Origin of the sequence: Pseudomonas sp. AF03-9, assembly GCF_020515815.1 — a bacterium.
Lineage (GTDB): Bacteria > Pseudomonadota > Gammaproteobacteria > Pseudomonadales > Pseudomonadaceae > Aquipseudomonas.
The window spans coordinates 494,138-520,745 of the sequence record NZ_JAHPJF010000002.1 but is presented as its reverse complement, the minus strand read 5'-3'; the positions used below and the strand labels follow the sequence as shown (position 1 = coordinate 520,745).

Sequence of the window (26,608 nt, the reverse complement as noted above, 5' to 3'; positions counted from 1 at the left end):
AAACCTGGGTTTCGCCGTTGCAGCAGGCTGATTAAGCGATAGCGCCCAACAGCTTTTCCCACTCTTTGTTTTCTTTCTTCGACACACCACCAAGCAAATCAAGGGCTTGGCGCAGACGGAAACGCGTGAGGTCCGGGCCGAGAATTTCCATCGCATCCAGCACCGATACCGAACTGGCCTGCCCGGTGATCGCGGCAAACATCAGCGGCATGGCATCGCGCAATTTCAATTCGAGGGATTCCACCACCGCCTGGATCGTCGCGGTGATCGCGTCCTTCTCCCATTGGCGCAGGCTTTCCAGCTTCCACAGGATCAACTGCATCAACTGGCGCACCTGATCGCCCGAGAGCTTCTTGGATTCGAACAACTTGGCATCCGGGTTCACGCCACCGGCAAAGAAGAAGCTCGCCAACGGTGCGACCTGGCTGAACGTCTCCACCCTGCCCTGCACCAGCGGTGCGATCTTCATCATGTACTCGGGGTTCAACGCCCACTGCTGCACGCGGCTGGCGAACTCTTCCACCGGCAGGTCACGCAACCATTGGCCGTTGAGCCACGACAGTTTCTCGATGTCGAAGATCGGCCCCCCCAAGGACACGCGGGACAGGTCAAAATTGTCGACCATTTCCTGCAGCGAGAACTTCTCGCGCTCGTCCGGCATCGACCAGCCCATGCGGCCCAGGTAGTTGAGCATCGCTTCCGGCATGAAGCCCATGCGCTCGTAGAACGTCACCGAGGTCGGGTTCTTGCGCTTGGACAGCTTGCTCTTGTCCGGGTTACGCAACAGCGGCATGTAGCACAGTTGCGGTTGTTCCCAGCCGAAGTACTCGTAGAGCAGGATCAGCTTAGGCGCCGACGGCAGCCATTCTTCACCGCGCAGCACGTGGGTGATGCCCATCAGGTGGTCGTCGACCACGTTGGCCAGGAAGTACGTCGGCAGGCCGTCGGTCTTCATCAGCACTTGCATGTCCATGCGATCCCACGGGATCTCGACGTCACCGCGCAGCATGTCCGGCACCACGCACACGCCTTCGCTCGGCACCTTCATGCGGATCACATGGGGCTCGCCGGCCGCCAGGCGCTGGGCCACTTCTTCTTTCGACAGCAGCAGCGCGCGGCCGTCGTAACGCGGGGTTTCACCACGCGCCTGTTGCTCGGCACGCATCTGGTCCAGCTCTTCGGCGGTGCAGAAGCATGGGAACGCGTGGCCCATGTCGACCAGTTGCTGGGTGTACTGCTTGTAGATATCGCTGCGCTCGCTCTGGCGATACGGGCCGTGGGGACCACCGACGTCCGGGCCCTCGGCCCAGGTAATGCCCAACCAGCGCAGGGCATCGAAAATCTGCTGCTCCGACTCACGGGTCGAGCGCAGTTGGTCGGTGTCTTCGATCCGCAGGATGAATTCACCACCGTGCTGCTTGGCAAAGCAGTAGTTGAACAAGGCGATGTAGGCAGTGCCGACGTGGGGATCCCCAGTAGGCGATGGCGCGATGCGCGTGCGGACGGTGGTCATGGCGGGTCTCGAATTGGCGATAAAACTGGAATTGAAACAAGGCGCGAATGGTAACAGCCCTCGGCACTTGGGCTCCAGCAGAAGGGCATTTAGGCCAAGCTTCGGTCTGGAGGCCAGTCATGGCTATTGGACAGATGCTTGGCTGGCTATATTCCATTACCTCTTGTTACAGACACCTCGCCCATGCCAGCCCCACTGAAACGCCGACTGTTTATCTTCGTGTGCCTCGTAGTCCTGATCGGCCTGGGCTTCTTCGCCCAGTGGTTCTTCAAGGGCCGCTTCTATGAAAGCACCGACAACGCCTATGTGCAGGGTGAGATCACCCGCGTGTCCAGCCAGCTCGGCGCCCGCATCGTCGAGGTCAAGGTCGGCGATAACGAACACGTACAAAAAGGCCAGCTCCTGGTACAGCTCGAAGCCGACGACTTCCACCTCGCCGTCGACCGCGCCAACGCCGCCCTGGCCATGCGCGAGGCCGAACGCACCCAGGCACAAAGCAAACTCACCCAGCAAGCCAGCCTGATCGCCGCCGGCGCGGCCAAAGTCGCGTCAAGCCAGGCCAGCCTCGGCCGCTCGCAGATCGACCTGTCCCGCGCACAAACCCTGCGCAAGCCCGGCTACGTCTCGGAAGAACGCGTGACCACCCTCTCCGCCGACAACCACATCGCCCGCTCCCAGGTGACCATGGCCCAGGCCGACCTGCAGGGCCAGCGCCAGCAGGTCAACGCCCTCAACGCCGAGATCAAGCGCCTCGACGCGCTGATCGCCAACGCCAGGACTGACCTGGCCCAGGCCGAACTCAACCTCACCCGCAGCGAGATCCACGCGCCGATCAGCGGCCTGGTGGGCCAGCGCGCCGCACGCAACGGCCAGTACGTACAGGCCGGCGCCTACCTGCTGTCGATCGTCCCCGACCAAGACATCTGGATCCAGGCCAACTTCAAGGAAACCCAGATCGGCCACATGCAGCCCGGGCAAAAGGCCAAGCTGACCTTCGACGCCTACCCCGACACGCCCATCGAGGCACGGGTCGACAGCCTGTTCGCCGCCTCCGGCGCGCAGTTCAGCCTGTTGCCGCCGGACAATGCCACGGGCAACTTCACCAAAGTCGTACAGCGCATCCCGGTAAAACTGACCTTCGCCACGGATAACCCGCTGCACGGCAAGATCCGTCCCGGGATGTCCGTGACCGTCAAAGTGAACATCAAAGACCAGCCCGATGGCCGGTGATCAACTGCTGCGCCCGCTCGGCGAACCGACCCGGCGCGACTGGATCGCGGTGATGAGCGTGATGCTCGGCGCGTTCATGGCGGTGCTCGACATCCAGATCACCAACTCGTCGCTCAAGGACATCCAGGGCGCGCTGTCAGCCACCCTGGAAGAAGGCTCGTGGATTTCCACGTCCTACCTTGTAGCCGAAATCATCATGATCCCCCTCACCGCCTGGCTGGTGCAGTTGCTCTCGGCGCGGCGGCTGGCGGTCTGGGTGTCGGTGGGGTTCCTGATCGCCTCGTTGATGTGCTCCATGGCCTGGAGCCTGGAAAGCATGATCGTGTTCCGCGCCCTGCAAGGCTTTACCGGCGGTGCGCTGATCCCGCTGGCGTTCACCCTTACCCTGATCAAGCTACCCGAACACCACCGCGCCAAAGGCATGGCCATGTTCGCCATGACAGCCACCTTCGCGCCCTCCATTGGCCCGACCATCGGCGGCTGGCTCACGGAAAACTGGGGGTGGGAATACATCTTCTACATCAACGTGCCACCGGGCCTGCTGATGATCGCCGGGCTGCTCTATGGCCTGGAAAAAAAGGCCTCGAACTGGGACCTGCTGAAGAGCACCGACTACCTGGGCATCGCCACCCTGGCGGTGGGCCTCGGCTGCTTGCAGGTGTTTCTGGAGGAAGGCCACCGCAAGGACTGGCTTGAGTCGAACCTGATCGTCAGCCTCGGCAGCATCGCCCTGCTCAGCCTGATCACCTTTGTCATCGTGCAACTGTCCAAACCCAACCCACTGATCAACCTGGGCATCCTCGCCAACCGCAACTTTGGCCTGTCGAGCATTGCCAGCATCGGCATGGGCGTCGGCCTGTACGGCTCGATCTACCTGCTGCCGCTGTACCTGGCGCAGATCCAGAACTACAACGCCTTACAGATCGGCGAAGTGATCATGTGGATGGGCGTGCCCCAGCTGTTTCTGATTCCGCTGGTGCCCAAGCTGATGAAGTACGTGTCGCCCAAATGGCTATGCACTGTAGGATTCGGCCTGTTCGGACTGGCGAGTTTTTCCTCGGGGGTGCTCAACCCGGACTTCGCCGGCAGCCAGTTCAACCAGATCCAGATCATCCGCGCCCTGGGGCAGCCGCTGATCATGGTAACCATCTCGCTGATCGCCACCGCCTACATCCTGCCCCAGGACGCAGGCTCGGCGTCGAGCCTGTTCAACATCCTGCGCAACCTGGGCGGCGCCATCGGCATTGCATTGCTGGCGACGCTGCTGGATGCGCGCACCAAGACCTATTTCGATTATTTGCGCGAGGCGATCGTGCCGACCAACCCGCAGGTGGCGGAGCGCCTGGCAACACTGGCGCAGCAGTTCGGCAGCGACACCGCGGCGCTGGGCAAGCTCAGCGAGATCGCGCACCAGCAGGCGCAGATCATGGCCTACAACGATGCGTTTCACTTTGTCGGGTTGGCGCTGGGGGTCAGTATGGTCGCGGTGTTGTTGACCAAGGCGTTGCCGGCGGGGTTGAAGGCTGGGGAGAGTCATTGAGACCGTGGTGCCGCTTTCGCGAGCAAGCCCGCTCCCACACTTGACCGCATTTCAACGTTAGAACACGGTCAAGTGTGGGAGCGGGCTTGCTCGCGAAGAGGCCAGTACCGTCAGCGCAAAATCAAACCGCCAACAACCGCTCGCGCAACTTGCCAATCTCATCGCGCGTCTGCGCCGCCGCTTCAAACTCCAGATCCCGCGCCAACTGGTACATTTTCTCTTCCAACTGGCGAATACGCTTGGTGATCTCGCTCGGCGAGCGCAGTTCGTTCTCGTACTTGGCGCTTTCCTCGGCCGCCTTGGCCATGCCTTTGCGCTTCTTGCTGCGCGAACCCGGTACGACAGCGCCTTCCATAATGTCGGCAACGTCCTTGAACACGCCCTTGGGCGTAATGCCATTGGCTAGGTTAAAGGCAATCTGCTTGTCGCGACGGCGCTCGGTCTCACCAATCGCGCGCTCCATGGAGCCGGTGATGCGGTCGGCATAGAGAATCGCGCGGCCATTGAGGTTACGCGCGGCACGCCCGATGGTCTGGATCAGCGAACGCTCGGAGCGCAGGAAGCCCTCCTTGTCCGCGTCGAGGATGGCCACCAGCGACACTTCCGGCATGTCCAAACCTTCACGCAGCAGGTTGATCCCCACCAGCACGTCAAAGGTGCCCAGGCGCAGGTCGCGGATGATCTCTACGCGCTCCACGGTGTCGATGTCCGAGTGCAGGTAACGCACGCGTACGCCGTGGTCGGCAAGGTAGTCGGTCAAGTCTTCGGACATGCGCTTGGTCAGCGTGGTGACCAGCACCCGCTCTTCCAGCGCGACGCGTTTGTGGATTTCCGAGAGCAAGTCATCAACCTGGGTCAGCGCCGGGCGGATTTCGATTTCCGGGTCGACCAGGCCGGTCGGACGCACCAACTGCTCGATCACGCGGCCGGCATGCTCAGCCTCGTAGTTGCCCGGCGTCGCCGATACAAAAATCGTCTGCGGGCTGATGGCTTCCCACTCGTCAAACCGCATCGGCCGGTTGTCCAGCGCCGAAGGCAGGCGGAAACCGTATTCCACCAGCGTTTCTTTACGCGAACGGTCGCCCTTATACATCGCGCCGACCTGCGGCACGCTGACGTGGGATTCGTCGATCACCAGCAGCGCATCGTCCGGCAGGTAGTCATACAGCGTCGGCGGCGGCGCGCCAGAATCGCGGCCCGAGAGGTAACGCGAGTAGTTTTCGATGCCGTTGCAGTAGCCCAACTCCAGGATCATCTCCAGGTCGAAGCGCGTGCGTTGCTCCAGGCGCTGGGCTTCCACCAGCTTGTTGTTGGCGCGCAGGTAGTCGAGACGCTCGGCCAGCTCCACCTTGATGTGCTCAACGGCGTCCAGCAAGGTTTCACGCGGCGTAACGTAGTGGCTTTTCGGATAGAAGGTGAAGCGTGGCAACTTGCGGATCACTTCGCCGGTCAACGGGTCGAAGGCCGACAGGCTTTCGACTTCATCGTCGAACAGTTCGATGCGGATCGCTTCCAGGTCGGACTCGGCCGGGTACACGTCGATCACATCGCCGCGCACACGGAAGGTGGCGCGGGCGAAATCCATGTCGTTGCGGGTGTACTGCAAGCTCGTCAGTCGGCGCAACACTTCACGCTGGTCGAGTTTGTCGCCCCGGTCGATGTGCAGCACCATCTTCAGGTAGCTTTCCGGGCTGCCCAGGCCGTAGATGCACGACACCGTGGTGACGATGATCGCGTCCTTGCGCTCCAGCAGCGCCTTGGTCGCCGACAAGCGCATCTGTTCGATGTGGTCGTTGATAGACGCATCTTTCTCGATGAAGGTGTCCGACGACGGCACGTAGGCTTCAGGCTGGTAGTAGTCGTAGTAGGAAACGAAGTACTCCACCGCGTTGTTCGGGAAGAACGCCTTGAACTCGCCGTAGAGCTGCGCGGCCAGGGTCTTGTTCGGTGCCAGCACCAGGGTCGGGCGATTGATCTGCGCGATCACGTTGGCGATGCTGAAGGTCTTGCCCGAACCGGTCACCCCGAGCAGCGTCTGGTGCGCCAGGCCGGCCTCGATGCCTTCGACCATCTGGCGAATCGCCTCGGGTTGATCGCCGGCGGGCTCGAAGCGGGTGACGAGTTGGAAATCCGACATAACGTACCTCTTGAAGTCACCCCAGACTGTAAACCCGTCGGGAACGAAAAAGACCACCACCCGCGAATATTCAGAGCGGGCAGCAGGAAAAAACCATGATAGCCGTAGAAGTGGTGGCGAATGTGACGGGTTTCAAGGCAATCGTCCTGCATGCCGCTGTCGATCTGCGTTGCAATAAGACTAACGGTCGGCAAATAAACCGAAAAACTTGGCCGAAAAGCCGTTTCGGTTGTCGCTCTCAGCCGTGATGGCCTCTATACTAGCTCCCCGTTTGTGCACCGCTCTAGTGCATTCGGCTGGAGCGCGACACGTCCCTCCCTTCCCCCATAGAGCTGCCGCAAAAATGAGCCTGTTCTCCGCTGTCGAAATGGCACCACGCGATCCTATCCTGGGCCTCAACGAAGCATTCAACGCCGACACTCGAACCACCAAGGTCAACCTTGGCGTAGGCGTTTACTGCAACGAGGAGGGGAAGATTCCACTCTTGCGTGCCGTTGCCGAAGCGGAAGCCATTCGCGTGGCGCAACACGCTGCCCGTGGCTACTTGCCAATCGACGGCATCGCGGCCTACGACAAGGCCGTGCAGACCCTGCTGTTTGGTGCTGAGTCGCCACTGCTGAACGCTGGCCGCGTCACCACCGTGCAAGCGGTTGGCGGCACCGGCGCGCTGAAAATCGGTGCTGACTTCCTCAAGCAACTGCTGCCAGGCGCCGTCGTCGCCATCAGCGACCCAAGCTGGGAAAACCACCGCGCCCTGTTCGAAACCGCCGGTTTCCCGGTGCAGAACTACCGCTACTACGACGCCGCCACCCATGACGTGAACCGTGCCGGCCTGCTCGAAGACCTCAACGCCCTGCCGCCGCAGTCCATCGTGGTGCTGCACGCCTGCTGCCACAACCCGACCGGCGTCGACCTGACCCCGGCCGACTGGCAGAACGTGCTGGACGTGGTCAAGGCCAAGCGCCTCGTACCGTTCCTCGACATGGCCTACCAGGGCTTTGGCGATGGCATCCACGAAGACGCCGCGGCCGTGCGCCTGTTCGCCGAGTCCGGTCTGACCTTCTTTGTGTCCAGCTCGTTCTCCAAGTCGTTCTCCCTGTACGGCGAACGTGTGGGCGCGCTGTCCATCGTCGGCGAATCCAAGGAAGAAAGCGCGCGCATCCTGTCCCAGGTCAAGCGTGTGATCCGCACCAACTACTCCAACCCGCCAACCCACGGCGCCGCGATTGTAGCTGCCGTGCTGAACAGTCCTGAGCTGCGCGCGCAGTGGGAAGCCGAACTGGCTGAAATGCGCCTGCGCATTCGTGGGATGCGTGAGCAGATGGTGTCGGAACTGGCCAAGGCTGCACCGGGCCATGACTTCAGCTTCGTCGGCCGCCAGCGTGGGATGTTCTCCTACTCCGGCCTGACCGTTGAGCAAGTCACCCGCCTGCGCACCGAGTTCGGCATCTACGCCCTCGACACCGGCCGCATCTGCGTGGCGGCGTTGAACCAGTCGAACATCGACGCAGTCACAAAGGCAATCGTCCAGGTCCTGTAAGCCTGGAGCCGTTGCCCAGAAGGGGAAGCCGCTGGCTTCCCCTTTTTCGTATCCAGCCCCTAGACTGAACCTTGCCCGCCCCTTTGCTGTGAGAACCTTATGAGAAACGACGACCTGGACCTGCGTGCCGACCGCGACGAGCTGGATGACTATGTGCCCCGCGCGCCGCAACCCAAGCGCCAGAAGAGCCTGGTGTTGCAGGTAGCGCTAGGGGTGTTCCTCGGTGGCTTGGCGTTGTGGCTGGTGCAATTGGGTGCCACGGCACTGATGGCCAAGCTCGCCATGGGCACCCTGCAATTTGGCGGCTGACACCGATCAAACTGTGGCAGCTGGCTTGCCTGCGATGGCCTCTACTCGGTCATGCAGGACGATCGCGTCGCCTGCATCGCAGGCAAGCCAGCTCCCACACCTGATCTATGTTGGCTCTAGAACGCGCTCTTGCAGCAGCTTCACAAAGCTGTTGAGGCTCTGCGACACCGTGCCCCGCCGCCAGATCAGCCAGGTGTGCAGCACCCGGAATTTGTCCGTCAACGGCCACACGCTCACCGCCGCAAACCCCGGCATGCTTTCCAACATGCTGCGCGGCATCAGCGCCAAGCCCGCACCGGCGCTGACGCAAGCCAACATGCCGTGATACGACTCGATCTCGAAAATCTTCCCCGGCACCGCACCGTCCTGGGAAAACCAACGTTCGAAATGATGCCGGTACGAGCAGTTCGAGCGGAACGTGTAGATATTCTCGCCATTCACATCCTGGCCCCGGGTGATGGGCGCGTGATGCAGCGGCGCGATCACCACCATTTCCTCCTCAAACACCGCCACGCCTTCGAGGGTCGCGTGCAACACCGGCCCATCGACAAACGCCGCCGCCAGGCGCCCCGATAGCACGCCTTCAATCATGGTGCCCGACGGTCCGGTGCTCAGGTCCAGCTCGACCTTGGTGTGTTTCTGGTTATACGCCGCGAGCAACGCTGGGATGCGCACCGCCGCCGTACTCTCCAGCGAGCCCAGGGCAAACGCCCCCTGGGGCTCCTCCCCCGCCACCGTGGCGCGGGCCTCCTGCACCAGATCGAGAATGCGCCGCGCATAACCGAGGAAATTCCAGCCGGCCGGTGACAAGCGCAGGCGGCTTTTCTCGCGGATGAACAGTTCCACGCCCAGGTCCTGCTCCAATTGCTTGATGCGGGTGGTCAGGTTCGACGGCACCCGATGAATCAACTGCGCGGCGGCGCTGATGCTGCCTTGCTCGGCAACGGCCTTGAAGATTTCCAGCTGCACCAGATCCAAGTCATTCTCCAATCGTGAATGTATTGCTCAATATTATTCAGTTTCCAGAAAAGAACCAGCCCCGTAACCTGAACTCAACTTATCCCTTGCGCAGGACGGTGCCATGAACGCGACTACCCACGCCCTCTCGATCAACCCGGCCAACGGCGAAACGGTCGGCAGCTACCCGTATGAAAGCGAGTCGCAGCTGAACGCCGCCCTCGACCGTGCCACCGCTGCCTTCCGCACCTGGCGCCGCCAGCCGCTCAGCCAGCGCGCCGAGCTGCTGCTTGCCCTGGCCGCCGCCCTGCGGGAACAAGCTGAAGAGATGGCGCAGATGATCACCCTGGAAATGGGCAAGCCCATCGCCCAGGCCCGCGCCGAAATCGAAAAATGCGCCCAGCTCAGTGACTGGTACGCCGCCCAGGGCCCGGCCATGCTCGCCCCGGAGCCGACCCTGGTGGACAACGGCAGCGCCCATATCGAATACCGCCCACTGGGCCCGATCCTCGCGGTGATGCCGTGGAACTTCCCGGTCTGGCAAGTGCTGCGCGGCGCCGTGCCGACAATGCTCGCCGGCAACACCTACGTGCTCAAGCACGCGCCGAACGTGATGGGCAGCGCCTACCTGATGCAGCAGGCATTCAAAAAAGCCGGCTTTGCTGAAGGCCTGTTCGAAGTGATCAACGTGACGACCGACGGCGTATCCAAAGCCATCGCCGACCCGCGCATCGCCGCCGTCACCCTCACCGGCAGCGTGCGCGCCGGTATGGCCATCGGCTCCCAGGCCGGTGCCGCGCTGAAAAAGTGTGTGCTGGAACTGGGCGGCTCCGACCCGTTCATCGTGCTCAACGACGCCGACCTTGACGCCGCGGTGCAAGCCGCCGTGATTGGCCGCTTCCAGAACAGCGGGCAAGTCTGCGCCGCTGCCAAGCGTCTGATCATCGAAGCCGGCGTGGCCGAAGCCTTTACCGCCAAATTCCTCGCGGCCAGCCGTGCCCTGGTGATGGGCGACCCGACATCCGCCGCCACGTACATCGGCCCGATGGCCCGCTTCGACCTGCGCGACGAGCTGCACGGCCAGGTCCAGGCGACTCTTGAAGAAGGCGCGACCCTGCTACTGGGCGGCCATAAAACCGCCGGTGCCGGCAACTACTATGAGCCGACCGTACTGGCAGGCGTCACCGACCAGATGACCTCGTTCAAACAGGAACTGTTCGGCCCGGTAGCCTCGATCATCACCGCCCGCGACGCCGACCACGCGGTAGCGCTGGCGAATGACAGCGAGTTCGGCCTGACCGCGAGCATCTTCACCACCGACGCGGCGAAGGCGCGGGATATAGCCAACCGCCTGGAAACCGGCGGGATTTTCGTCAACGCCTTCAGCGTGTCCGACCCTCGGGTGGCGTTTGGCGGGATCAAGAAAAGCGGCTTTGGCCGTGAACTGTCACACTTCGGCGTGCGGGAATTCTGCAACGCGCAGACCGTGTGGCTGGACCGCAAATAACCCCCCGGCCGGGCTGACACCCTTGCCACCTGGCGCGGGGCAAGCCCGCTCACTACAGACCGGTGGTCACTGGGTATTGATGAAGTGAAATTGCGCCCGGGCCTGTTCAACCGCGTGGCGCACTTTGTCCTGCTGCGCCTCACTGCCCGCGTAGTAGATATTCATCCCCTGCAAACCGAGGCCTTCGCAGGCGTTCTCAACAACCGCCACGTCGATTGAACTGCGCGCCCCAATGATCAAGAACCCACTGTCGCCCAGGCGCTGGGCGTTGAGCAGTTCTTGCCTGAGTTGGCCGGCATTCGCGCCGCCGCCCAGGACAGTCGCCAGCATGTCGCCGATCACACCATGGCTGGCGATCTTGACGCTGTGCAAACGCACCTTGTTGGCGCCGGCAGGCAGCGACATGACATGGGCAGTGGCGGCCTCGTCGAAAATCTGCGATTCGCTTTTACCCTGGGTCGCACAACCGGCGAGCAGGGTGATCAGGGCGAGGGCGACTAAACGTTTCACTGTATTTTCCTTGTATGGGGCGGTTCCGTGGCCGCGCATCATAAGAGACACGCGCCCTCACGTCCAAGATCGACTACCATACCGCGCCGGTTCCCCAACGGGACTAATAGGGAATCCGAAGCGCGGCCACCCGCGCCAATCGGAACTGCCCCCGCAACTGTAGGTGCTGAGCCTGCTCCCCACTGCCACTGGACGCTGTCCGGGAAGGCCGGAGCGTGGCGATGACGCATCAGTCAGGAGACCTGCCGGCCAAGCGTTATCACCAACCGGCGGGGTGTCCGGGAAGGGCATCCCTGGCCTGCCGGACCGGCAGCGTTCATGGCTGTATTTCCACTACCGTACCGCCCCAGCTCCCTGTACGGTCCCAACGGAGATTGCCCCATGCTGCCACGCATTACCGCCCTGCTCACCGGCCTGAGTGTTTGTGCCCTGGCCCACGCCGCGCCGACTGACTACCCGCTGACCCTGGAAAACTGCGGCAGCACCCTCACCTTCCAGCAAGCGCCGGCGCGCAGCGTGACCATCGGCCAGGCCGCCACCGAGATGCTTTATGCGTTGGGCGTGGGCGACAAAGTGGTCGGCACCTCACTGTGGTTCAACAGTGTGCTGCCGCAGTTCAAGGCACAGAACGAGCGCATCGAACGCCTGGCCAACAATGAGCCGAGCTTCGAAGCCGTGATCGCCAAGCGCCCGCAGTTAGTGGCCGCCGAGCTGGAATGGGTGGTCGGCGCACAAGGCGTGGTCGGCACCCGTGAGCAATTCCACGAACTGCAGATCCCCACCTACCTGCTGCCCTCCGACTGCGAAGGCAAGGACAACCTGGTGGGCGCCGACGGCACGCGGCTGGAGCCGTTCCGCATCGAGACCATCTACAAAAGCATCAGCCAACTGGCGGCGATCTTCGATGTGCAGGACCGCGGTCAACAGCTGAACGACGAACTCAAGGCGCGCCTGGCCAAGTCCGTCGCCACCGTACGGAGCAAGGGCCTCAAGCAGGCCAGCGCACTGGTGTGGTTCTCCAGCGCCGAGCTGGCCAGCGACCCGTATGTCGCCGGGCACAAGGGCATTCCCGAATTCATGCTGCAAACCCTCGGCCTGCGCAACGTGGTGCAGTCCGATGAAGAATGGCCCGCCGTGGGCTGGGAAACCATCGCCAAGGCCAACCCGACCTTCCTCGTCATCGCCCGCATGGACCGCCGCCGCTACCCTGCCGACGACCATGAAAAGAAACTCGCCTTCCTGCGCAGCGACCCGGTCACCCGCAACATGGATGCAGTAAAAAACAACCGCATCATCATCCTCGACGCCCTGGCGTTGCAGGCCAGCATCCGCATGTTCGACGGCCTTGAGCAACTGGCCACGGCCATCGACGGCTACGACCTGCCGAAATGATTCGTGCCCTCCTCGCCCTGGCCCTACTCCTGGCCGCCGTGCTCGCCGGCGTGGCCATCGGCGAAATCGCCATCTCGCCGCAGGTCGTACTTCAGGTGCTGGCCAATAAACTGTGGGGCGCCGGCTACGTGCTCGACCCCATCGACGAAGGCGTGGTGTGGAACTACCGCCTGACCCGCGCGCTGGTCGCCGCCGCCTGCGGTGCCGGGCTGGCGACCTGCGGGGTGATCCTGCAATCGCTGCTGCGCAACCCGCTGGCCGACCCGTACCTGCTGGGCATCAGCGCCGGCGCCTCGACAGGTGCGGTGCTGGTGGCGCTGATCGGGGTGGGCGGCGGCTTGATTTCATTGTCGGCTGGCGCGTTTGTCGGCGCGATGGCGGCGTTTGCGCTGGTGATTTTATTGGCGCGGGCCAGCGGCTCGTCCAGCGGCACCGGGCAGATCATCCTCGCCGGCATTGCCGGTTCGCAGCTGTTCAACGCACTCACCGCATTCCTCATCACCAAATCCGCCAGCTCCGAACAGGCGCGCGGCATCATGTTCTGGCTGCTGGGCAACCTCAGCGGCGTGCGCTGGCCGTCGGTGTGGCTGGCGGTGCCGGTGGCGCTGGTGGGGTTGGCGGTGTGCCTGTGGCATCGCCGGGCGCTGGATGCGTTCACCTTTGGCACGGATTCGGCGGCGTCCCTGGGCATCCCGGTGCGCCGCGTGCAATTTGTGCTGGTGGGTTGCGCGGCGTTGGTGACGGCGGTGATGGTGTCGATTGTCGGCTCCATCGGCTTTGTCGGCTTGGTGATCCCCCATGCCGTGCGCCTGCTGCTCGGCACCGGGCATTCGCGCCTGCTGCCGGCCAGCGCGTTGGGGGGGGCGTTGTTCCTGATTGCGGCGGATGTGCTGTCGCGCACCTTGATCAAGGGCCAGGTGATCCCGGTGGGTGTGGTGACCGCGCTGGTAGGCGCGCCGGTGTTTGCGCTGATCCTGATCGGCCGGAGGAATGCGCGATGAGCGTGCTCAGTTGCCGTGGCCTGGGCTTCAGGGTGCGCGAAGCCGAGTTGCTGCGCGACATTCACCTGGACGTGGAGCTGGGCGAGACCCTCGGTATCGTCGGGCCGAACGGTTCCGGCAAATCCACCCTGCTCAAGCTGCTCGCCGGGTTGCGTACCCCGGCGTGTGGCGACGTGCTGCTGGGCGGCCAGCGCCTCGGGCAGCTGTCGCGCCGCAGCATCGCGCAACAGTTGGCCGTGGTAGAGCAACAGGCCGACACCGATGACGCCATCCGCGTGTTCGACGCCGTGGCCCTGGGCCGCACGCCGTGGCTGTCGGCGCTGAGCCCGTGGTCGGATGCAGACGACGCCATCGTGCGCCAAGCCCTGCACGACGTGGACGCCACCCACCTGGCCCAACGCGCCTGGCGCAGCCTTTCCGGCGGCGAGCGCCAACGCGTGCACATCGCCCGCGCCCTGGCGCAACGGCCGCAGATCCTGTTGCTGGATGAGCCGACCAATCACCTGGATATTCAGCATCAACTGGCGATCTTGAAAGGCGTGCAAGCGCTGCCGGTGACGACGCTGATTGCCCTGCATGACCTGAACCAGGCGCTGACCTGTGATCGCCTGGCGGTGCTGGACCACGGGCGATTGGTGGCGCTGGGCAAGCCGCTGGAAGTGCTGACGCCGCAGCGTTTGCAAGACACATTCGGGGTGCAGGCGCACTACCTCACAGACCCGTTCGACGGCGCGCAGATACTGCGGCTGCGTTCCAACTAAACACGGGGAGTCCAGTGGTGCTTCTTCAGGCCACTACAGCAGCCGCTGCATGTGCGTGGTCTGCCACACCGGATCAGCTTCCACGTCCACCACCGCAAACCCCTGCCGCCGCCAAAATTCGATCGCACCCGGCAGAAACGGATGGGTGTGCAGGTACATCACCTCCACCCCCTGCGCGTGCGCCAGCACCTCCAGCGCAAGGTACAACTCCCTCGCCAATCCAGAACGGCGGAACGCTGGCAGCACAAACAGGCGCACCACTTCCACCGTCCGGCGCCCCTGGTAATCCAACTGGGGAAAACGCCCGTCATAGGGCAAGTAGCCAATCGCGGCAACAATTTCGTCGCCAGCGCGGGCGATCAGAAACCGGCCGCTGCCTTGCACGTAAACCGCCTCGAACTGTGCAAGATCGTTCGGCATACCTGCATCGCTGAGCTTGGGAAACAGCTCGCCACGGGCGTGCAGCACAAAGGCCAGTACCTCGGGAATAGCCGGCGTATCAACCGGCTGGATCAGCATTGTCACGCTTCACCCACGGCGCTTACCGCCTGAATCCGTTGCAGAATCCACGCCCGGCTGTGCTCCAGCACCGCCGCTCCCACCCCCAGCGGAAAATGAATAAACCCATGCGCCGCCTCCGGCACCAGGTACGCCTCAGCCCCAGGCCAGCGCTCGGCGATCAACAGCGTGTCGTCTTTAAGCGGGTCCAACGTGCCCACCCACATCAACGCCGGCGGCAACCCGTTGAAGTCGCCATACAGCGGTGACAATGGCGCCTGCCGACGTTCTTCATCGCTCAACCCCGGCGTCAGCAGGCGTAGCGCCTCGACCATGCCCGGCCCGTCCAGCAACAAGGTGTGCGGCCCCGCCACGCGTACGCTGGGCGTGCCGCTCAAATCGTAAACGCCGTAGTACAACAGCGCGCCGCACACCCGCTGGAGCAGCTCTGGTGATTGCTTCAGCGCCAGCAACGTCGCTGCCGCCAGATGCCCGCCGGCCGATTCGCCGACAACGACCACCGGCAACCCGGCAAACTCCTCGGCGCTGAGCAACCAACGCGCCGCCGCCAGGCAATCGTCCATCAAGCCTGCCACCGGCGTGTCCACCGCCAGCCGGTAGTCCACCGACACCACCGCGACGTCGCAGGCATTGACCATGCCCAGGTTGAGATCGTCGTCCATCTGCGCGTTGCCGATCACCCAGCCGCCGCCGTGAATATCCAGCACCACGCCCTTGGGTTTGCCGACTGGCCGCAGGATACGCACGGGGACGTTGCCGGCGAGCCGGGTTTGCGCCACGGGCGAGCGCTTGAACACCTGACCGGCGCGCAACAGCGCCTGGATCAAGCGCGGCGTCACACGGTTGCGGATCTTGAAGCGCGGCAGCCACGCGAGCTTCTTGTTGAAACGGCGCATTTCGGCCAGTTGGGGTTCGCTGGCAGGCCATGGTTTATAGGGCATCAGCGGTTACTGCGCAGGATCGAGAAGTTCAGCGCCGCCGCCACACACAGCCACGCCAGGTAGGGGAACAGGATCAACCCGGTGATCAGATCCAGACGCACCGCCAGCACCACCATCGTCGCCACGGTCAGCCACAACACCACCAGGATCACCATCCCGGCCAGGATGCGATGCGCGCCGAAGAACACCGGCGTCCACAACGTATTCAACGCAATCTGCGCCGCCCACAACGCCAACACCACCTGGCTGTCCGGGATCAGGCTGAGGCGATAACCGGCCCAGGCCAGCAGCAGATAAATCAGCGTCCACGCCACCGGGAACAGCCAGTTGGGCGGCGTGAAGCTTGGCTTGACGAGGGATTCGTACCACGCGCCGGGCTTGAACAGCAGGCCGGTACTGGCGGCGGCGACGCAGGCGAGCAGGAAGATGAAAAAAGTCATGGTCGGTCCTTGGCTGGGCATTTCAACTTGGACGGGCAGCACAGGGGTAAAAGTTCACGCCCCCTTCAAACACCCGCTTGCGCCGCGCCGGGTGGCGCAGCCGCCCCACCCCAGACACCGCGTTATCCCGTCAAACCGTGTCGGCAGGGTTTGGTTCCAGGATCTTGAGCCAGGGCCAGCGGGCCTGATAACTCAGCGCCTTCTGGGCAAACAACTGCGGCTCCGGGTGATGGGGATTGATCCGCAACACCCCCTGCTCCACATCTTCCAACCCATACGGCGCATACACCTCGCCCGTCGCCACGTCCAAGCCAATGCACGTGCCCGCCACCAGGTAACGATCAATCCCCTGCCTGGCGGTGTGCAATTGCGGGTAAGGCCGCCCAAACCGCTGGCCATACCAAAGATGCACCCGCGCCTGGTTCCTCACCTCGACATTCACGCCCAGGTCGTCGAACAACCGCTGCGCCGCACGTATGACCTTGTCCTCAGCCTCGTAGGAAAGGTCCGTATCAAAGTAAAAAACGTCGTAGTCCTTCACCCCATGCCCAGCAGGCCGGTTCGCCTGATGGTTCCACACCGCCTGGAACAAGCAGCCGGCGGTGAGCAAACACTGATCCAACCCCAGCGTCGGCAAACGCGCGGTGATCTCGGCATTGATGGGGTTGGCCATGGCCAATTCGAGCAGGCGGTCGACGGTCAATGTCATGTGTATTCCCTTCAAACCATGTGTCGCGCCACGCCCTTCAATTCACTCCAGGGTAGGACTCCACATATTGAATGGTGAAGTCCGGATACGAATCGACAATCTGGATCTTGTAATCGGGAAACGAACTCACCGTCTGCCATTTTCCAACCGAGTCAGGGTAAATACTCACCTGTTGCACTTTGAGGTCAGGGTATTGATTCACGACCTTGACCTTGTAGTCGGGGTAGCTGTCGACGAACTGGATCTTGCCGTAAATCTTCGAGACATCCACCGAAGTAGCGGCCGAAACGCAGAGAGGGGAAATCAGCAGCAGTGACGCGACAACAGCTTTAAACATGAGCATTTCATCCTGAAATATGAAGCGTCCACGGGCTATCAGCCCTTCAACTCACTGGCCCGGTGGCTCGCCGCGTCATCGTAAGCCACGTACAGCGACTCGGCGACCTGGCTTTTGATGGCTTTGGTCGACTCCAGCCCCAACACAAAACCTTCCGCCTTGCCGCCGGCACGGTTGAGTTCTTCGTGAGTCGAAGCGCCGGTGATGGAGTCGAGGAGCTTAGCGGCGTGGGGGCCGACGCCTTTGGGCAGGCTGATCTGGTCGATGGACATGGGCAATACCTTGAAAAAGAGAGGTCGGTAGCGCGTGGAACAGCTGCCGGGGGCGACATGGTAGACCTATCTGCCCAGCGCTTTGGGAAATATCTCCTCCGGCGCGAGTACAGCGTCAGCTCTTACCTACCGACCAGACTTTTCCTAAATGAAGCCAGGAAGCGTCCGACTGTACTTCAAAAAACCAGATCATCAGGGTAACTGCGCGATAAGTGCGCGTTTACTGATTGCCCTCGGCTGGGTGACTTACCGCTTGTTGCTCTGTGTCATGCCGTCTAACTGACCTCCTCTTTATAAAAAGGAAAATATAAATGACTGAAGGCTACTTCATTGGCTTGGGTGACAAGACCACCTGCGGCGGAAAAGTCCTGGACGGTGACCCAAGAGTAAACATATATGGCCTCCTCCATGCCTGTGAGGGGGACCGAGTGACCTGTGGAAAACATCCGGGCATTTATAAAATACTCGGCGGTATTTCACACATGAACAGTCATGGCAGGCTTATGGCCGGCACGTTGGATAGTGTCAGTAGTTGCCCCTGCCGAGCCAAATTCACTCCTTCAATTTACACCGCCACCTATATCAACAAAGGCTACGAACAGCCTGTGTCCAGACGAACCGTTGAAGCGGCGCCTGTGACTCAGGCCCGCGCCTCGGCCGCACCGAACCAACCGACACACACACCTTCGAGCAATTGGACACCCTCTGTTGTTAACAGCCCACAGGGTCAGGAACCTGGCTTCTATATCGTGCCCAAAAGCATGAGCCGGGAAGCACTGGAAGCCACCCTTTTCCCCACGCCCGATCCGGCGGTGATGCGCAAGTTTCAAGCACTCAACCCGCGCAGAAGCCACGTTAAAGCCAGCTCATTGATCGTACTGAGCGATCCCGACAACAGCGCTTGCACCCGCCAAGAGGCACTGCTGATGCAGGCCGCGCAACAGGTCGATTCATCGCTCGATACCCTGACACCGGAAGAGGCCGACTTCCTGCACCGCCACGGCGCCGAAATCGCCAGCTTCATCGGCCACACGTCAACGTGGCTAGGTGTCAGTTCAGTGGTGATGGAGACCCACCTGACCAACCTGCGCGGCACACTCAACGCCATTGAACGCTTGCATCAGGAAAGCTATCGCCAGCACGGCCACCTTAGATCGCCGCAGTTCCTCACCGAACGCCAGCGCTTGCTCGCCCAGTTGGATGCTCATTTGCTTAACTCCACGCGTATGCGAGGCCAGACCACGCTGGGGGATCATCCCAAGTTGAAAACTGCGCTGGGTATTTCCAGTAAGAGCCTGGTGCATCATTGGGACAAGGCAGGCGGGCCAGGGCAGATTCCGGGGTATTCCGCTCATGTGGATGCGGTTAGCCGGGCGGCCAAGTACATGAAGGCGGGCGGTTACATCGGTATTGGGATTGGTGGCGTGTCGTCCTTGATGGCAATCGAGCAGGTGTGCAGTAAAGATCCCGGTGCGGCCTGCGAGAAGGTCAAGCTTACTGAGGGAGGGAAATTCGCATTCTCTACTGCCTTCGGTGTTGCAGGTGGCGCTTTAGCAAGTTCTGCCAGCGGTTCGATCTGCCTGGCTATTGGGGTAGCAACAGGAGGTATCGGAGGGATTGCCTGCGTCGCCGCGATAGTGGGAACTGGCGCTTGGGTGGGAACCACCGTCGGTGGTATGGGCGGCGAATACATAGGTGAAAAAATCTACGAGGCCACACAACCTTGAGTATCGACACGTGGAACCCTTGGGTTGCGATTCTTTTTATCGGCGCGCCGGGTCTGCTCGCAATCGCGAGTATTGCGCACAGTCTTTACCTAAGCCGAGTCCACCTGGAGGCCATCAAGAAAGCCTTAAAAAACAGCCGTTACATTTACATCTGGGGAACGAGCTTGGGAAAAAGGGGGCTGATCTGGTCACTCTTGGAAATATCAAAAATCGCCGGGATGATCGTGTGGCCAAGAGCGTCTCTTATCATCGGTGAACTGGACCCAGTCGATTTCAAAAACTTTCCACCTTATCTGAAAAGATATCTGCTCATGAACTTGACGATGATGGGCATCTCATTCACTTGGATGGTGGTTGTGGCCGTATTGGTGAAGTTGAGGTAGTCCAGGCGGGGCCTCGCGCGAGGCCCGCCGACAATCGCGGGATGGCCCTGCCACTTGCTGTCGTCAAGCAATAGCCTCGACCAACGCGTGAAAGAGCACGCCCTTGTCGAGTGTGTCGAGCGCTCCCTGGAAGCGATGCGGGCGTATATCGGTTCAGTTGGAGTGAGACATGGCTGAGTCCCGCCAACCCGTGAACAGGCAGCCCCAAGGTCCAACTACTGCAAGGATTGCGCGTGAACTTCTTCAAAAAACTGCGGGATGTATTCAACCCGCGCCCGGCACCCACCTCTAACGTCACTCCCTCTAATGCGCAGCAGCGTCCGGGCATTGGCGATTATCAAAGCCTGTGCGCCTTACAAAGCGACGCGGCGCCTGGCTGGGACACCATCGACCGCGCCTTGGCGCCGCTATACGGCGAAACCGATCCCTGGCACTTGGGCACGGCAATAAAACACGCTATGGGCGGCCCCAACCCCATCGACGGCATCAGCGCCTACTCGAGCAATGCCGCAGGAGCCACATATTTCCACTTCTGCACCTACGGCTTCACGTCCCTCTACTACGACGAAGAAGCCCTCGGTAAAGCGTTCAGCGGCTATGGCTTTGAGCTGACCTTTCGCCTGTAAAGCAACGGCGAACAACGCGACGCGTTGATCTGGGTCTGCAACCTGCTGCAAAACCTCGGGCGTTATGTATTTGGCTCCGGCAATGGCTTCAAAGCCAACTAATGAATCCCCGCCAACAGTCCCATCAACGTCGGCTACCCCACCGATATTGTCGCCCTGGCCTTTGTCGCCGACCCACAATTACCAGCCACCGACAGCCCGCACGGCCGGGCCGAATTTCTCCAACGGGTCGGCCTGACCAGCAGTGAAATGGACGACATCGAAGCCAAGCGACGCACCTGCGAAGAAGTCGTCAACGCACTGCGGCAGAACAACCCGCTGCTGATCACTGATCTGGATCGACATGATTGAGATCTTTGGCAAATTGGGGCGGGTTTATTGCGCCACGTATGCTGCTGGCAGATGAATGGCGGGCGGGATTCAATTTCAGAAAGTGGCTACAAAAGGGCTGGCCGTAACCTACAGCGATGGCCTAAAAACTCGGCCGTTGCGCCAATCAACTGCGCAGTTCAACCCAAGATAAATCCCAAAGCCATCTGGCACCTTGCTCCGTTGCCTACGCCTGCGTCAGAATCCGCCGGCTTGTGCGCTGGGGTGGCGAAATCTAAGGTTGCGCGGTCGCTGAACTTCTCGGTGATCGGGTTTAGTAGCCTACGATTTAACCTAACAACTGCATGAGCATTATCTATCAGACGTCCTTGTCTGTGCTTGATGGTGGCTGTGCGCAGGGCGCCCTCGGGCGCGCCGGTTTTGTTAGGTTCCACCGGTCTACTAACCTGCGTACAGCTACCGCCTTATTGTTTAGTAGCGATGAGGTAGTGGCCCCAAGCAAGGAACTTAACCATGACTAACGATTCAACCGGTCTCTTTAGCGTCGCTCCCGGCGCAAGCAATGAAGCTCTCATCACCAATAGCTACGAAACCTTCACCTCGGTCAGCACCCTGCTGCTCGACCTTTCCGAAGAGTTGAACGGCAAGCAGCGCGACATTGCGCTGGCCATTCATCAGCTGAGTGAATTGGGCGTGCTACTCACCGCCAAGCTTTTGGACCGTGAGACGCCTTGTTCCGGATGAGCATTTGCCATTCGGGGTGCTAATTCGACTGGAAGCGGAATTGGAGGGTTGAAAAAGGGACGGGTTGTTTTTCAGGACATTAATTCCGTGCCCTTTTTCCAGATTGGGGAAGGCTGCTTTCGGCCAAAAGCGGACCGCCGGCGCGGTTCTGGTTCAGCCCGATAGTCAAAGCTCACAGCATGCGACTGCATATCTAAAGTCATTCTGGCTTATTGCTTACACCTATATCTCTATAGGCCCCCTCTCAAATTCATAAGACTTGTATTGGCCGCTGGGTAATTGGCATAGTGCTACCACTCCCCAACTGACCCGGCGCCAAGGACTAAGTCAGCCAGAAGCTGACGGAAGTTCAGGGCCTTGCCAGGTTGCTTGTTCCAAGGATCTGGACATTTAGCCCATGAAAACATACGCAGCGCTGGCCCTTGCGCTCACCACCCTGTGCAGCCCCGTCCACGCGGCGAGCTGGCAGATTTGCCGGCTGGACGTACAGATCGTCAACGTCTTGAAACAACCCTACCCACAGCTGCAGGGGCGGATCCTCAAGGTCGCCCCGACCTCCCCCACCACGCAATGTCCCCAGCAACGCTCGACGGTCACCTTCACCCCGGAAACCACCGATTACCAGAACACCCTCCCGCGTCGGCAATGGCCTCGAAAAGGCCAGTCGGTGCAGATTGACTACCGGTATCTGGATGGGATTTGCAAGGGCGACGGCCACCCGCATCCGTGTCGCATCGAGCACTACCCACTCATGAGGCGCTAATCGGGCGTCACTCGCTCACGCAACCTTCGCAGCAACCCATCGCATGGATATGCCCAGCACTCCTTCGCGCGGAATGCGTGGCGCTGTAGCATCATGAGTTCTGGCAGCAATCCAGCTCTAAGGACGATTGATGGCTATTAACTTTGAACCCAAGATAGGGCAGATCTTGAAGTGTAATTACGGCGACTATCAGTACGATGAAAACGCCATGGCTATCATTAGAGGGACTCAAGCGTACTAGCTGCCTATCAGCCATTCCAGCTCGGCCTTTCCAACCAAAAAGTCAGTTATCGGCCAGAAACGGCCAGTCACGAGCGGCAGCTTCCCGTCGAAAGCAGCCCGTCGCAAACAACACTAACCGCCCCAAACCATCACCTACCCACCCGCAAGTCAGACCATCAAGGAGAACCGCTGCGCTGCTCGCCGCTCAAGCATCGCGCTTTCCGTCTCGCGCGTGGCCCGTTCGCCTTTATTGGACAACTGAGTGAAAAAAGTCGCGCCCTTGAACTCTGCGGGAACCATGCTGCGCGTGTCTTTCAGCAAGGGCGCCAGATCAATAGTGCTGGCGAAGTTTTCCTTCGTCAGGCTGTAGTAACCCATGTAGCTGCCCGACCACGGTGAATCGGCGTCAACCAGATCGATGGACGCATCCCAATAAGAAACGGCGGCGGCTTTGAGGCCAAGGGATTTGTTTAGCAGATCCGTGAGCCGCTGGGTGTCCGAGCGGCTGAGCTGCGCGGCGGGATCGAGTACCTTGAGGTTGCCGTCGGCCTCAACAGTGAAACCATATTTTTTGCTGGCCAGGTCGGGAGCGCTGTTCGACAGCGTTGCCTGGAATGCCTGGAAAGAGGCTTTCAGCCCTCCATGCGCCCCAGCGGCAATCTGAGCGAATCGAGGGAACTCCGGGGATTGGGAGCGGCCGATCCAGGTGTCGACGACCTCGAGTTGTTTCACCGTGGCGCTGGTGTCTTCACTGGGATGGTAGATGACTGCGGGCGAGGCATTTGCCAGGGTGTGCTGGTTGGCATCTGTCAGCGGCTGGGGCTCGAGCTTGTGTTCAGAAGGCCTAAGCTGGGTGTTTGCTGGCGGGATGAAGGTCGAGCTGACGGAAAGTACCATTTCAATCAATCCATGATCGGTGGGTTCCTACAGGTTATCGACGGGCATAGCGTGAGCTTTAGGTTGACCGAAGCGACCCCATCGGCGCCTCACTCAATCTCGGCACCTCCCACCGTCGGGCAGTGCCATGGCTGAAACTGCGCTCGGCCCCTGCTAACCTGCGGCCCTTGCCTTTTTCCGGAGCGTTCCATGGCCCTCTCAAAACGCGACAGCGCGCGCATCGACCGCAGCCTCGTCGCCAGCCTGACCGAAGCCTGCGAAACCGCCGAAGCCGAAATCCCGGGCTTCGAGTGGCTGACTCATACGGTCAACTACGCCGACTTCCCGCGCAGCCTGGTGATCACCTGGGTCTTCGACACCCGTGCCCACCGCGACCACGCCCTGGCCACCGGCCTGGACACGCGCATCCGCGAACTCACCGCCACGGCCCTGCACGCCGCCGACATCGCGCCCGTGCCGCTGAACCGCTGCGTCCAGTTCGACTGCGAAGAAGACTGCCAAGCCCGTCACGGCGGCAATTGGCGTTTGCGCCTGACCCGCTCCGCCAACTAGAGCCCGTCGCCCAACTGCTGGATAATGCCCGACCCTGCTCCCCGCCCTTCGATAAGGAAATCCCGCCCCATGAAGTTGCCGTTCGCCCTGCTGACCTGTGCCCTGCTGCTCCCCACTGCTGCCCACGCCAGCGATGCCGCGCTGACCGACACGCTCAAGGCCTTCACCCGTTGCGATGCGAGTTTCTTCAGCAGCCTGAACAGCCACCGCGACGCCTGGCAGGCCTATGCGCCGCTCAAGCAGGAAAAGAACTTCACCTGGATCGCGGTTAAAAACCGTGCCGACCACAAGGCCAACCAGGTTCCGGTCAGCGCGCCGGCCATCGGCGGGCTGAAGCTGCTGTCGTACAACGATGAGGTCACCGACCTTGGCGCGCTGGGCCTGTTTTATTACTGGGGCTTCATTGTCGATGGCGGTGTCGATGAGGTCGCACAACGCCTCACCGCGTTGCTGGAGCAGCCCGGCTCGCTGCAAAAAGGCGACAAGGAATACACCCGCAGCGAGCTCAAGGTCGGCAACGGCTGGCTGTCGATCAAACCGCAGCCGGGCAAGGCGCCGGGCCTGCGCCAGGTGGAGCGCGTGCTGATCGTTGAGCCGGAAGGCAAGCAAGGCACGCAATCGCGCATCAGCTGTTCGGTGCAGGGCGGGGTCAACGCGGGGCTGCTGGCGCAGTTGCGGCCGGACATTGCACCAGTGGACTACCCACGCACGCAGGCCGAAACAGAGATTGGCGATGTCGAAGTGCCGGCCAACGTGCTCCAGCGCCTCGACTCGCCGCTGCTGCAACCCAAGTTCAAGACACTGAGCTACACCTATTTCGCCCGCAAAGGCGATGGCAGCCAGGACCAGCCGACTTCGGTCACGTTCAAGGCCGAGGGTGGTTTGCTGGTGAAGAACGAGGTCTACGGCAAGACCTTTAACGTCGACCGCCTGACGCAGGCGGACATGATCCAGCTGAAATCGAAAATGAACGGCGTGGGCGATGGCCGGGTGCTGCAAACCCGTGAAGCCGAGCTGCACATCCCCGCCAGCTGGACCCAGGGCCAGACGCTGAGCGCGAAGTTGCACATGGTCAATGTGCCCGCCCGGCCGACCGACAAAGCCATCGACTCGTCATTGACCTGCACCGTCGGTGCGCGCATCCCGGCACGCCAGGTGTTTGCAACCTTGACCGGTGACGCGATAAAGCTGGCCTGCGACCAGGGCGACTACAAGACCTCGCGCGTGTTCATCGAGGATTTGGGCGTGGCCCTGACGCTGGAATCGACCTCGAGCCAAACCCATTACGTAAATGAATACACCGCGCTCGAAGTAGTCCGCTAACCCACCCTGCCACGACGCCCCCGTAGTGAGCGGGCTTGCCCGCGCTGGGTGGCGCAGCCGCCCCAAACGATGCGCCGCGGTATTTCAGGGGGACCGAGGTGCCGGGATTTGGGGCGGCTGCGCCACCCGGCGCGGGGCAAGCCCGCTCACTACAGTGGCCCGTTTGGTGTACATCAGGGGGGGTTATTTGGCGAATGCGTACTCGCCACCTTGCTCCACTGCCTTGCGATACGCCGGGCGTGCCTGGAATTTCTGCACCCACGCCGCCAGGTGCGGATACGCCGCCAACTTGCCCTGCGCCCCGGCGACTTCGCCGATAAAGCTCATCTGAATATCCGCGCCGCTCAACTCATGCCCAAGCAGGTACGGCGTCTGCCCCAGCACGTCGTTCAGGTACCCCAGGTAATTGGCCACTTCCGATTCGATGCGCGGATGCAACGGCGCGCCCGCCTCGCCCAGGCGGCCGACATAGAGGTTGAGCATCAACGGCAACATCGCCGAGCCTTCGGCGAAGTGCAGCCATTGCACATACTGGTCGTAGGCGGCGCTGGCCGGGTCCGGTTGCAGGCGGCCGGCGCCGTGGCGGCGGATCAGGTAGTCGATGATTGCGGCGGACTCGATCAGCACCTGGCCGCCGTCCTCGATCACCGGGGATTTGCCCAGCGGGTGGATGGCCTTGAGTTCAGGCGGTGCAAGGTTGGTCTTCGGATCGCGCTGGTAACGCTTGATCTGGTACGGCAGGCCGAGTTCTTCGAGCAGCCAGAGGATGCGCTGCGAGCGGGAGTTGTTGAGGTGGTGGACGGTGATCATAGGGTGGCTCCGCTGGGCGACAGTGAATGACTGAGCAAGAGACTACGCCACTGGCCTGGAGTGCCAGGAAATATATTTCAGTGTGACGGGCGCCATGGTTACGATGGGGATCGGCTCGTACGGAGAGGCACCATGGATCTGAAATTCAGTCACGTCGACATACTGGTCGAAAACCTCGACGAGGCCTGCGCCTACTACGCGCACATCCTCAAGGCCCGCATCTCCAAGACGTTCGTGTGGGAACGCGGCGGCCTGCACGTGCGGTATGCCGTGGTGCTGCTGGGGCAGGAGCGCTTCATGCTGGTCCAGCCCATTGCGGGGAACTTGCGCGCATTGCTGGACGCCCACGGCGAAGGGATGATTTACCGGCATTGCTACACCACGCCGGACATCGAAATCGCCTACGACGAACTGGTCGCCGCTGGAGTGCAACCCGAAGACGAAAACGGCACGCCGCTCGCCCGCGAAAACCTGCAATCGCCGTCCGGCGGACGCATCATCTGGTTGCCCAAGCGCTTCGGGCATTTCTCCATGGAAATCCTCGAAGCGGCAACGCTGGAAGCCTTTATTGCAGAGGCATTTGACTGATCGCCGCCCGCTCCCATCGAAATGCTGA

Annotated in this window: 27 protein-coding genes, 1 pseudogene and 1 riboswitch; of the genes and pseudogenes, 16 read left to right on the top strand and 12 right to left on the bottom strand. The window is 61.6% G+C overall.

Features of this window, described 5'->3' with window-relative positions; translation table 11 throughout:
* Positions 1 to 31: 31 nt before the first annotated feature.
* Complete coding sequence (gene gltX, locus LIY36_RS06000) at positions 32 to 1,513, bottom strand: glutamate--tRNA ligase (RefSeq protein ID WP_053128828.1); 1,482 nt, start codon at positions 1,511 to 1,513, stop codon at positions 32 to 34.
* A gap of 183 nt (positions 1,514 to 1,696) precedes the next feature.
* Between gltX and LIY36_RS05995 the strand changes: the two genes are divergently transcribed.
* Together LIY36_RS05995 and LIY36_RS05990 are read left to right on the top strand one after the other, a co-directional pair.
* Positions 1,697 to 2,743, top strand: coding sequence for an HlyD family secretion protein (locus LIY36_RS05995; protein ID WP_226455103.1), 1,047 nt, complete (start codon positions 1,697 to 1,699; stop codon positions 2,741 to 2,743).
* 49 nt (positions 2,744 to 2,792) lie between these two features.
* Positions 2,793 to 4,283: an MDR family MFS transporter gene (locus LIY36_RS05990; protein WP_192297232.1), complete on the top strand. Its 1,491-nt coding sequence runs from the start codon at positions 2,793 to 2,795 to the stop codon at positions 4,281 to 4,283.
* A gap of 121 nt (positions 4,284 to 4,404) precedes the next feature.
* On the opposite strand, the gene uvrB is transcribed toward LIY36_RS05990, so the two are convergent.
* Positions 4,405 to 6,420 (bottom strand): excinuclease ABC subunit UvrB, encoded by a 2,016-nt coding sequence (uvrB, locus tag LIY36_RS05985; RefSeq protein WP_192296851.1) that lies wholly within the window; start codon positions 6,418 to 6,420, stop codon positions 4,405 to 4,407.
* A 343-nt stretch (positions 6,421 to 6,763) separates the two neighbouring features.
* Here uvrB and LIY36_RS05980 point away from each other — a divergent pair, with 343 nt between their 5' ends.
* Both LIY36_RS05980 and LIY36_RS05975 read left to right on the top strand, forming a co-directional pair.
* A complete protein-coding gene (locus tag LIY36_RS05980) occupies positions 6,764 to 7,960 on the top strand; it encodes an amino acid aminotransferase (RefSeq protein ID WP_192296852.1) in 1,197 nt (398 codons plus the stop codon).
* 99 nt (positions 7,961 to 8,059) lie between these two features.
* A complete protein-coding gene (locus LIY36_RS05975) occupies positions 8,060 to 8,269 on the top strand; it encodes a hypothetical protein (RefSeq protein ID WP_105524885.1) in 210 nt (69 codons plus the stop codon).
* Positions 8,270 to 8,374: 105 nt separating this feature from the next.
* Here LIY36_RS05975 and ptrR read toward each other — a convergent pair whose 3' ends face one another.
* Positions 8,375 to 9,247 carry a putrescine utilization regulator PtrR gene (gene ptrR, locus LIY36_RS05970; protein ID WP_226455102.1) on the bottom strand — a complete coding sequence of 291 codons (873 nt, stop codon included), beginning with the start codon at positions 9,245 to 9,247 and terminating at the stop codon, positions 8,375 to 8,377.
* A gap of 103 nt (positions 9,248 to 9,350) precedes the next feature.
* Here ptrR and LIY36_RS05965 point away from each other — a divergent pair, with 103 nt between their 5' ends.
* Positions 9,351 to 10,733, top strand: a complete 1,383-nt coding sequence (locus LIY36_RS05965; RefSeq protein WP_226455101.1) for an aldehyde dehydrogenase family protein — start codon at positions 9,351 to 9,353, stop codon at positions 10,731 to 10,733.
* A 66-nt stretch (positions 10,734 to 10,799) separates the two neighbouring features.
* Here the strand turns inward: LIY36_RS05965 and LIY36_RS05960 are convergent, their stop codons facing one another.
* Positions 10,800 to 11,243, bottom strand: coding sequence for a hypothetical protein (locus LIY36_RS05960; RefSeq protein ID WP_226455100.1), 444 nt, complete (start codon positions 11,241 to 11,243; stop codon positions 10,800 to 10,802).
* A 70-nt stretch (positions 11,244 to 11,313) separates the two neighbouring features.
* Positions 11,314 to 11,507, top strand: a riboswitch (cobalamin riboswitch).
* Positions 11,508 to 11,624: 117 nt separating this feature from the next.
* Between LIY36_RS05960 and LIY36_RS05955 the strand changes: the two genes are divergently transcribed.
* The 3 genes from LIY36_RS05955 to LIY36_RS05945 are packed head-to-tail and all read left to right on the top strand — an operon-like array spanning position 11,625 to position 14,397.
* Positions 11,625 to 12,635 carry an ABC transporter substrate-binding protein gene (locus LIY36_RS05955; protein ID WP_226455099.1) on the top strand — a complete coding sequence of 337 codons (1,011 nt, stop codon included), beginning with the start codon at positions 11,625 to 11,627 and terminating at the stop codon, positions 12,633 to 12,635.
* Positions 12,632 to 13,636: a FecCD family ABC transporter permease gene (locus LIY36_RS05950; protein ID WP_226455098.1), complete on the top strand. Its 1,005-nt coding sequence runs from the start codon at positions 12,632 to 12,634 to the stop codon at positions 13,634 to 13,636. The genes LIY36_RS05955 and LIY36_RS05950 overlap by 4 nt, the downstream gene beginning before the upstream one ends.
* The gene (locus LIY36_RS05945; RefSeq protein WP_226455097.1) at positions 13,633 to 14,397 is read left to right on the top strand and encodes an ABC transporter ATP-binding protein; all 765 of its coding nucleotides are present in this window, start codon (positions 13,633 to 13,635) and stop codon (positions 14,395 to 14,397) included. Before LIY36_RS05950 ends, LIY36_RS05945 begins: the two co-directional genes overlap by 4 nt.
* Positions 14,398 to 14,430: 33 nt before the next feature.
* Here the strand turns inward: LIY36_RS05945 and LIY36_RS05940 are convergent, their stop codons facing one another.
* The 6 genes from LIY36_RS05940 to LIY36_RS05915 form a co-directional block, all read right to left on the bottom strand.
* A complete protein-coding gene (locus tag LIY36_RS05940; protein WP_226455096.1) occupies positions 14,431 to 14,916 on the bottom strand; it encodes a GNAT family N-acetyltransferase in 486 nt (161 codons plus the stop codon).
* A gap of 2 nt (positions 14,917 to 14,918) precedes the next feature.
* Positions 14,919 to 15,857: an alpha/beta hydrolase fold domain-containing protein gene (locus LIY36_RS05935; RefSeq protein ID WP_226455095.1), complete on the bottom strand. Its 939-nt coding sequence runs from the start codon at positions 15,855 to 15,857 to the stop codon at positions 14,919 to 14,921.
* Complete coding sequence (gene tspO, locus LIY36_RS05930; RefSeq protein WP_226455094.1) at positions 15,857 to 16,297, bottom strand: tryptophan-rich sensory protein TspO; 441 nt, start codon at positions 16,295 to 16,297, stop codon at positions 15,857 to 15,859. Before tspO ends, LIY36_RS05935 begins: the two co-directional genes overlap by 1 nt.
* 130 nt (positions 16,298 to 16,427) lie before the next feature.
* On the bottom strand, positions 16,428 to 17,006 hold the full coding sequence (locus LIY36_RS05925) for a nucleotidyltransferase family protein (RefSeq protein WP_192296861.1): 579 nt from the start codon (positions 17,004 to 17,006) through the stop codon (positions 16,428 to 16,430).
* A 37-nt stretch (positions 17,007 to 17,043) separates the two neighbouring features.
* On the bottom strand, positions 17,044 to 17,343 hold the full coding sequence (locus tag LIY36_RS05920) for a hypothetical protein (RefSeq protein WP_226455093.1): 300 nt from the start codon (positions 17,341 to 17,343) through the stop codon (positions 17,044 to 17,046).
* A 38-nt stretch (positions 17,344 to 17,381) separates the two neighbouring features.
* The gene (locus LIY36_RS05915; RefSeq protein ID WP_192296863.1) at positions 17,382 to 17,615 is read right to left on the bottom strand and encodes a hypothetical protein; all 234 of its coding nucleotides are present in this window, start codon (positions 17,613 to 17,615) and stop codon (positions 17,382 to 17,384) included.
* A gap of 311 nt (positions 17,616 to 17,926) precedes the next feature.
* On the opposite strand from LIY36_RS05915, the gene LIY36_RS05910 reads away from it, so the two are divergent.
* From LIY36_RS05910 to LIY36_RS05890, 5 genes and pseudogenes are all read left to right on the top strand, one after another.
* On the top strand, positions 17,927 to 19,342 hold the full coding sequence (locus LIY36_RS05910; RefSeq protein ID WP_226455092.1) for a PAAR domain-containing protein: 1,416 nt from the start codon (positions 17,927 to 17,929) through the stop codon (positions 19,340 to 19,342).
* Positions 19,339 to 19,725, top strand: coding sequence for a hypothetical protein (locus tag LIY36_RS05905; RefSeq protein WP_192296865.1), 387 nt, complete (start codon positions 19,339 to 19,341; stop codon positions 19,723 to 19,725). Before LIY36_RS05910 ends, LIY36_RS05905 begins: the two co-directional genes overlap by 4 nt.
* 458 nt (positions 19,726 to 20,183) lie before the next feature.
* A pseudogene (locus LIY36_RS05900) lies at positions 20,184 to 20,702 on the top strand (suppressor of fused domain protein).
* Between the two features lie 492 nt (positions 20,703 to 21,194).
* Positions 21,195 to 21,425 (top strand): DUF6124 family protein, encoded by a 231-nt coding sequence (locus LIY36_RS05895; protein WP_226455091.1) that lies wholly within the window; start codon positions 21,195 to 21,197, stop codon positions 21,423 to 21,425.
* 397 nt (positions 21,426 to 21,822) lie between these two features.
* Positions 21,823 to 22,188, top strand: coding sequence for a hypothetical protein (locus LIY36_RS05890; RefSeq protein WP_226455090.1), 366 nt, complete (start codon positions 21,823 to 21,825; stop codon positions 22,186 to 22,188).
* A 390-nt stretch (positions 22,189 to 22,578) separates the two neighbouring features.
* Here LIY36_RS05890 and LIY36_RS05885 read toward each other — a convergent pair whose 3' ends face one another.
* The gene (locus LIY36_RS05885; RefSeq protein WP_226455089.1) at positions 22,579 to 23,307 is read right to left on the bottom strand and encodes a hypothetical protein; all 729 of its coding nucleotides are present in this window, start codon (positions 23,305 to 23,307) and stop codon (positions 22,579 to 22,581) included.
* A gap of 189 nt (positions 23,308 to 23,496) precedes the next feature.
* Here LIY36_RS05885 and LIY36_RS05880 point away from each other — a divergent pair, with 189 nt between their 5' ends.
* Both LIY36_RS05880 and LIY36_RS05875 read left to right on the top strand, forming a co-directional pair.
* Complete coding sequence (locus tag LIY36_RS05880) at positions 23,497 to 23,859, top strand: hypothetical protein (RefSeq protein WP_226455088.1); 363 nt, start codon at positions 23,497 to 23,499, stop codon at positions 23,857 to 23,859.
* 69 nt (positions 23,860 to 23,928) lie between these two features.
* The gene (locus LIY36_RS05875; RefSeq protein WP_226455087.1) at positions 23,929 to 25,182 is read left to right on the top strand and encodes a hypothetical protein; all 1,254 of its coding nucleotides are present in this window, start codon (positions 23,929 to 23,931) and stop codon (positions 25,180 to 25,182) included.
* Between the two features lie 183 nt (positions 25,183 to 25,365).
* Here LIY36_RS05875 and LIY36_RS05870 read toward each other — a convergent pair whose 3' ends face one another.
* On the bottom strand, positions 25,366 to 25,992 hold the full coding sequence (locus tag LIY36_RS05870; RefSeq protein WP_226455086.1) for a glutathione S-transferase family protein: 627 nt from the start codon (positions 25,990 to 25,992) through the stop codon (positions 25,366 to 25,368).
* A 132-nt stretch (positions 25,993 to 26,124) separates the two neighbouring features.
* Here LIY36_RS05870 and LIY36_RS05865 point away from each other — a divergent pair, with 132 nt between their 5' ends.
* Positions 26,125 to 26,580 carry a VOC family protein gene (locus tag LIY36_RS05865; RefSeq protein ID WP_226455085.1) on the top strand — a complete coding sequence of 152 codons (456 nt, stop codon included), beginning with the start codon at positions 26,125 to 26,127 and terminating at the stop codon, positions 26,578 to 26,580.
* Positions 26,581 to 26,608 lie beyond the last annotated feature (28 nt).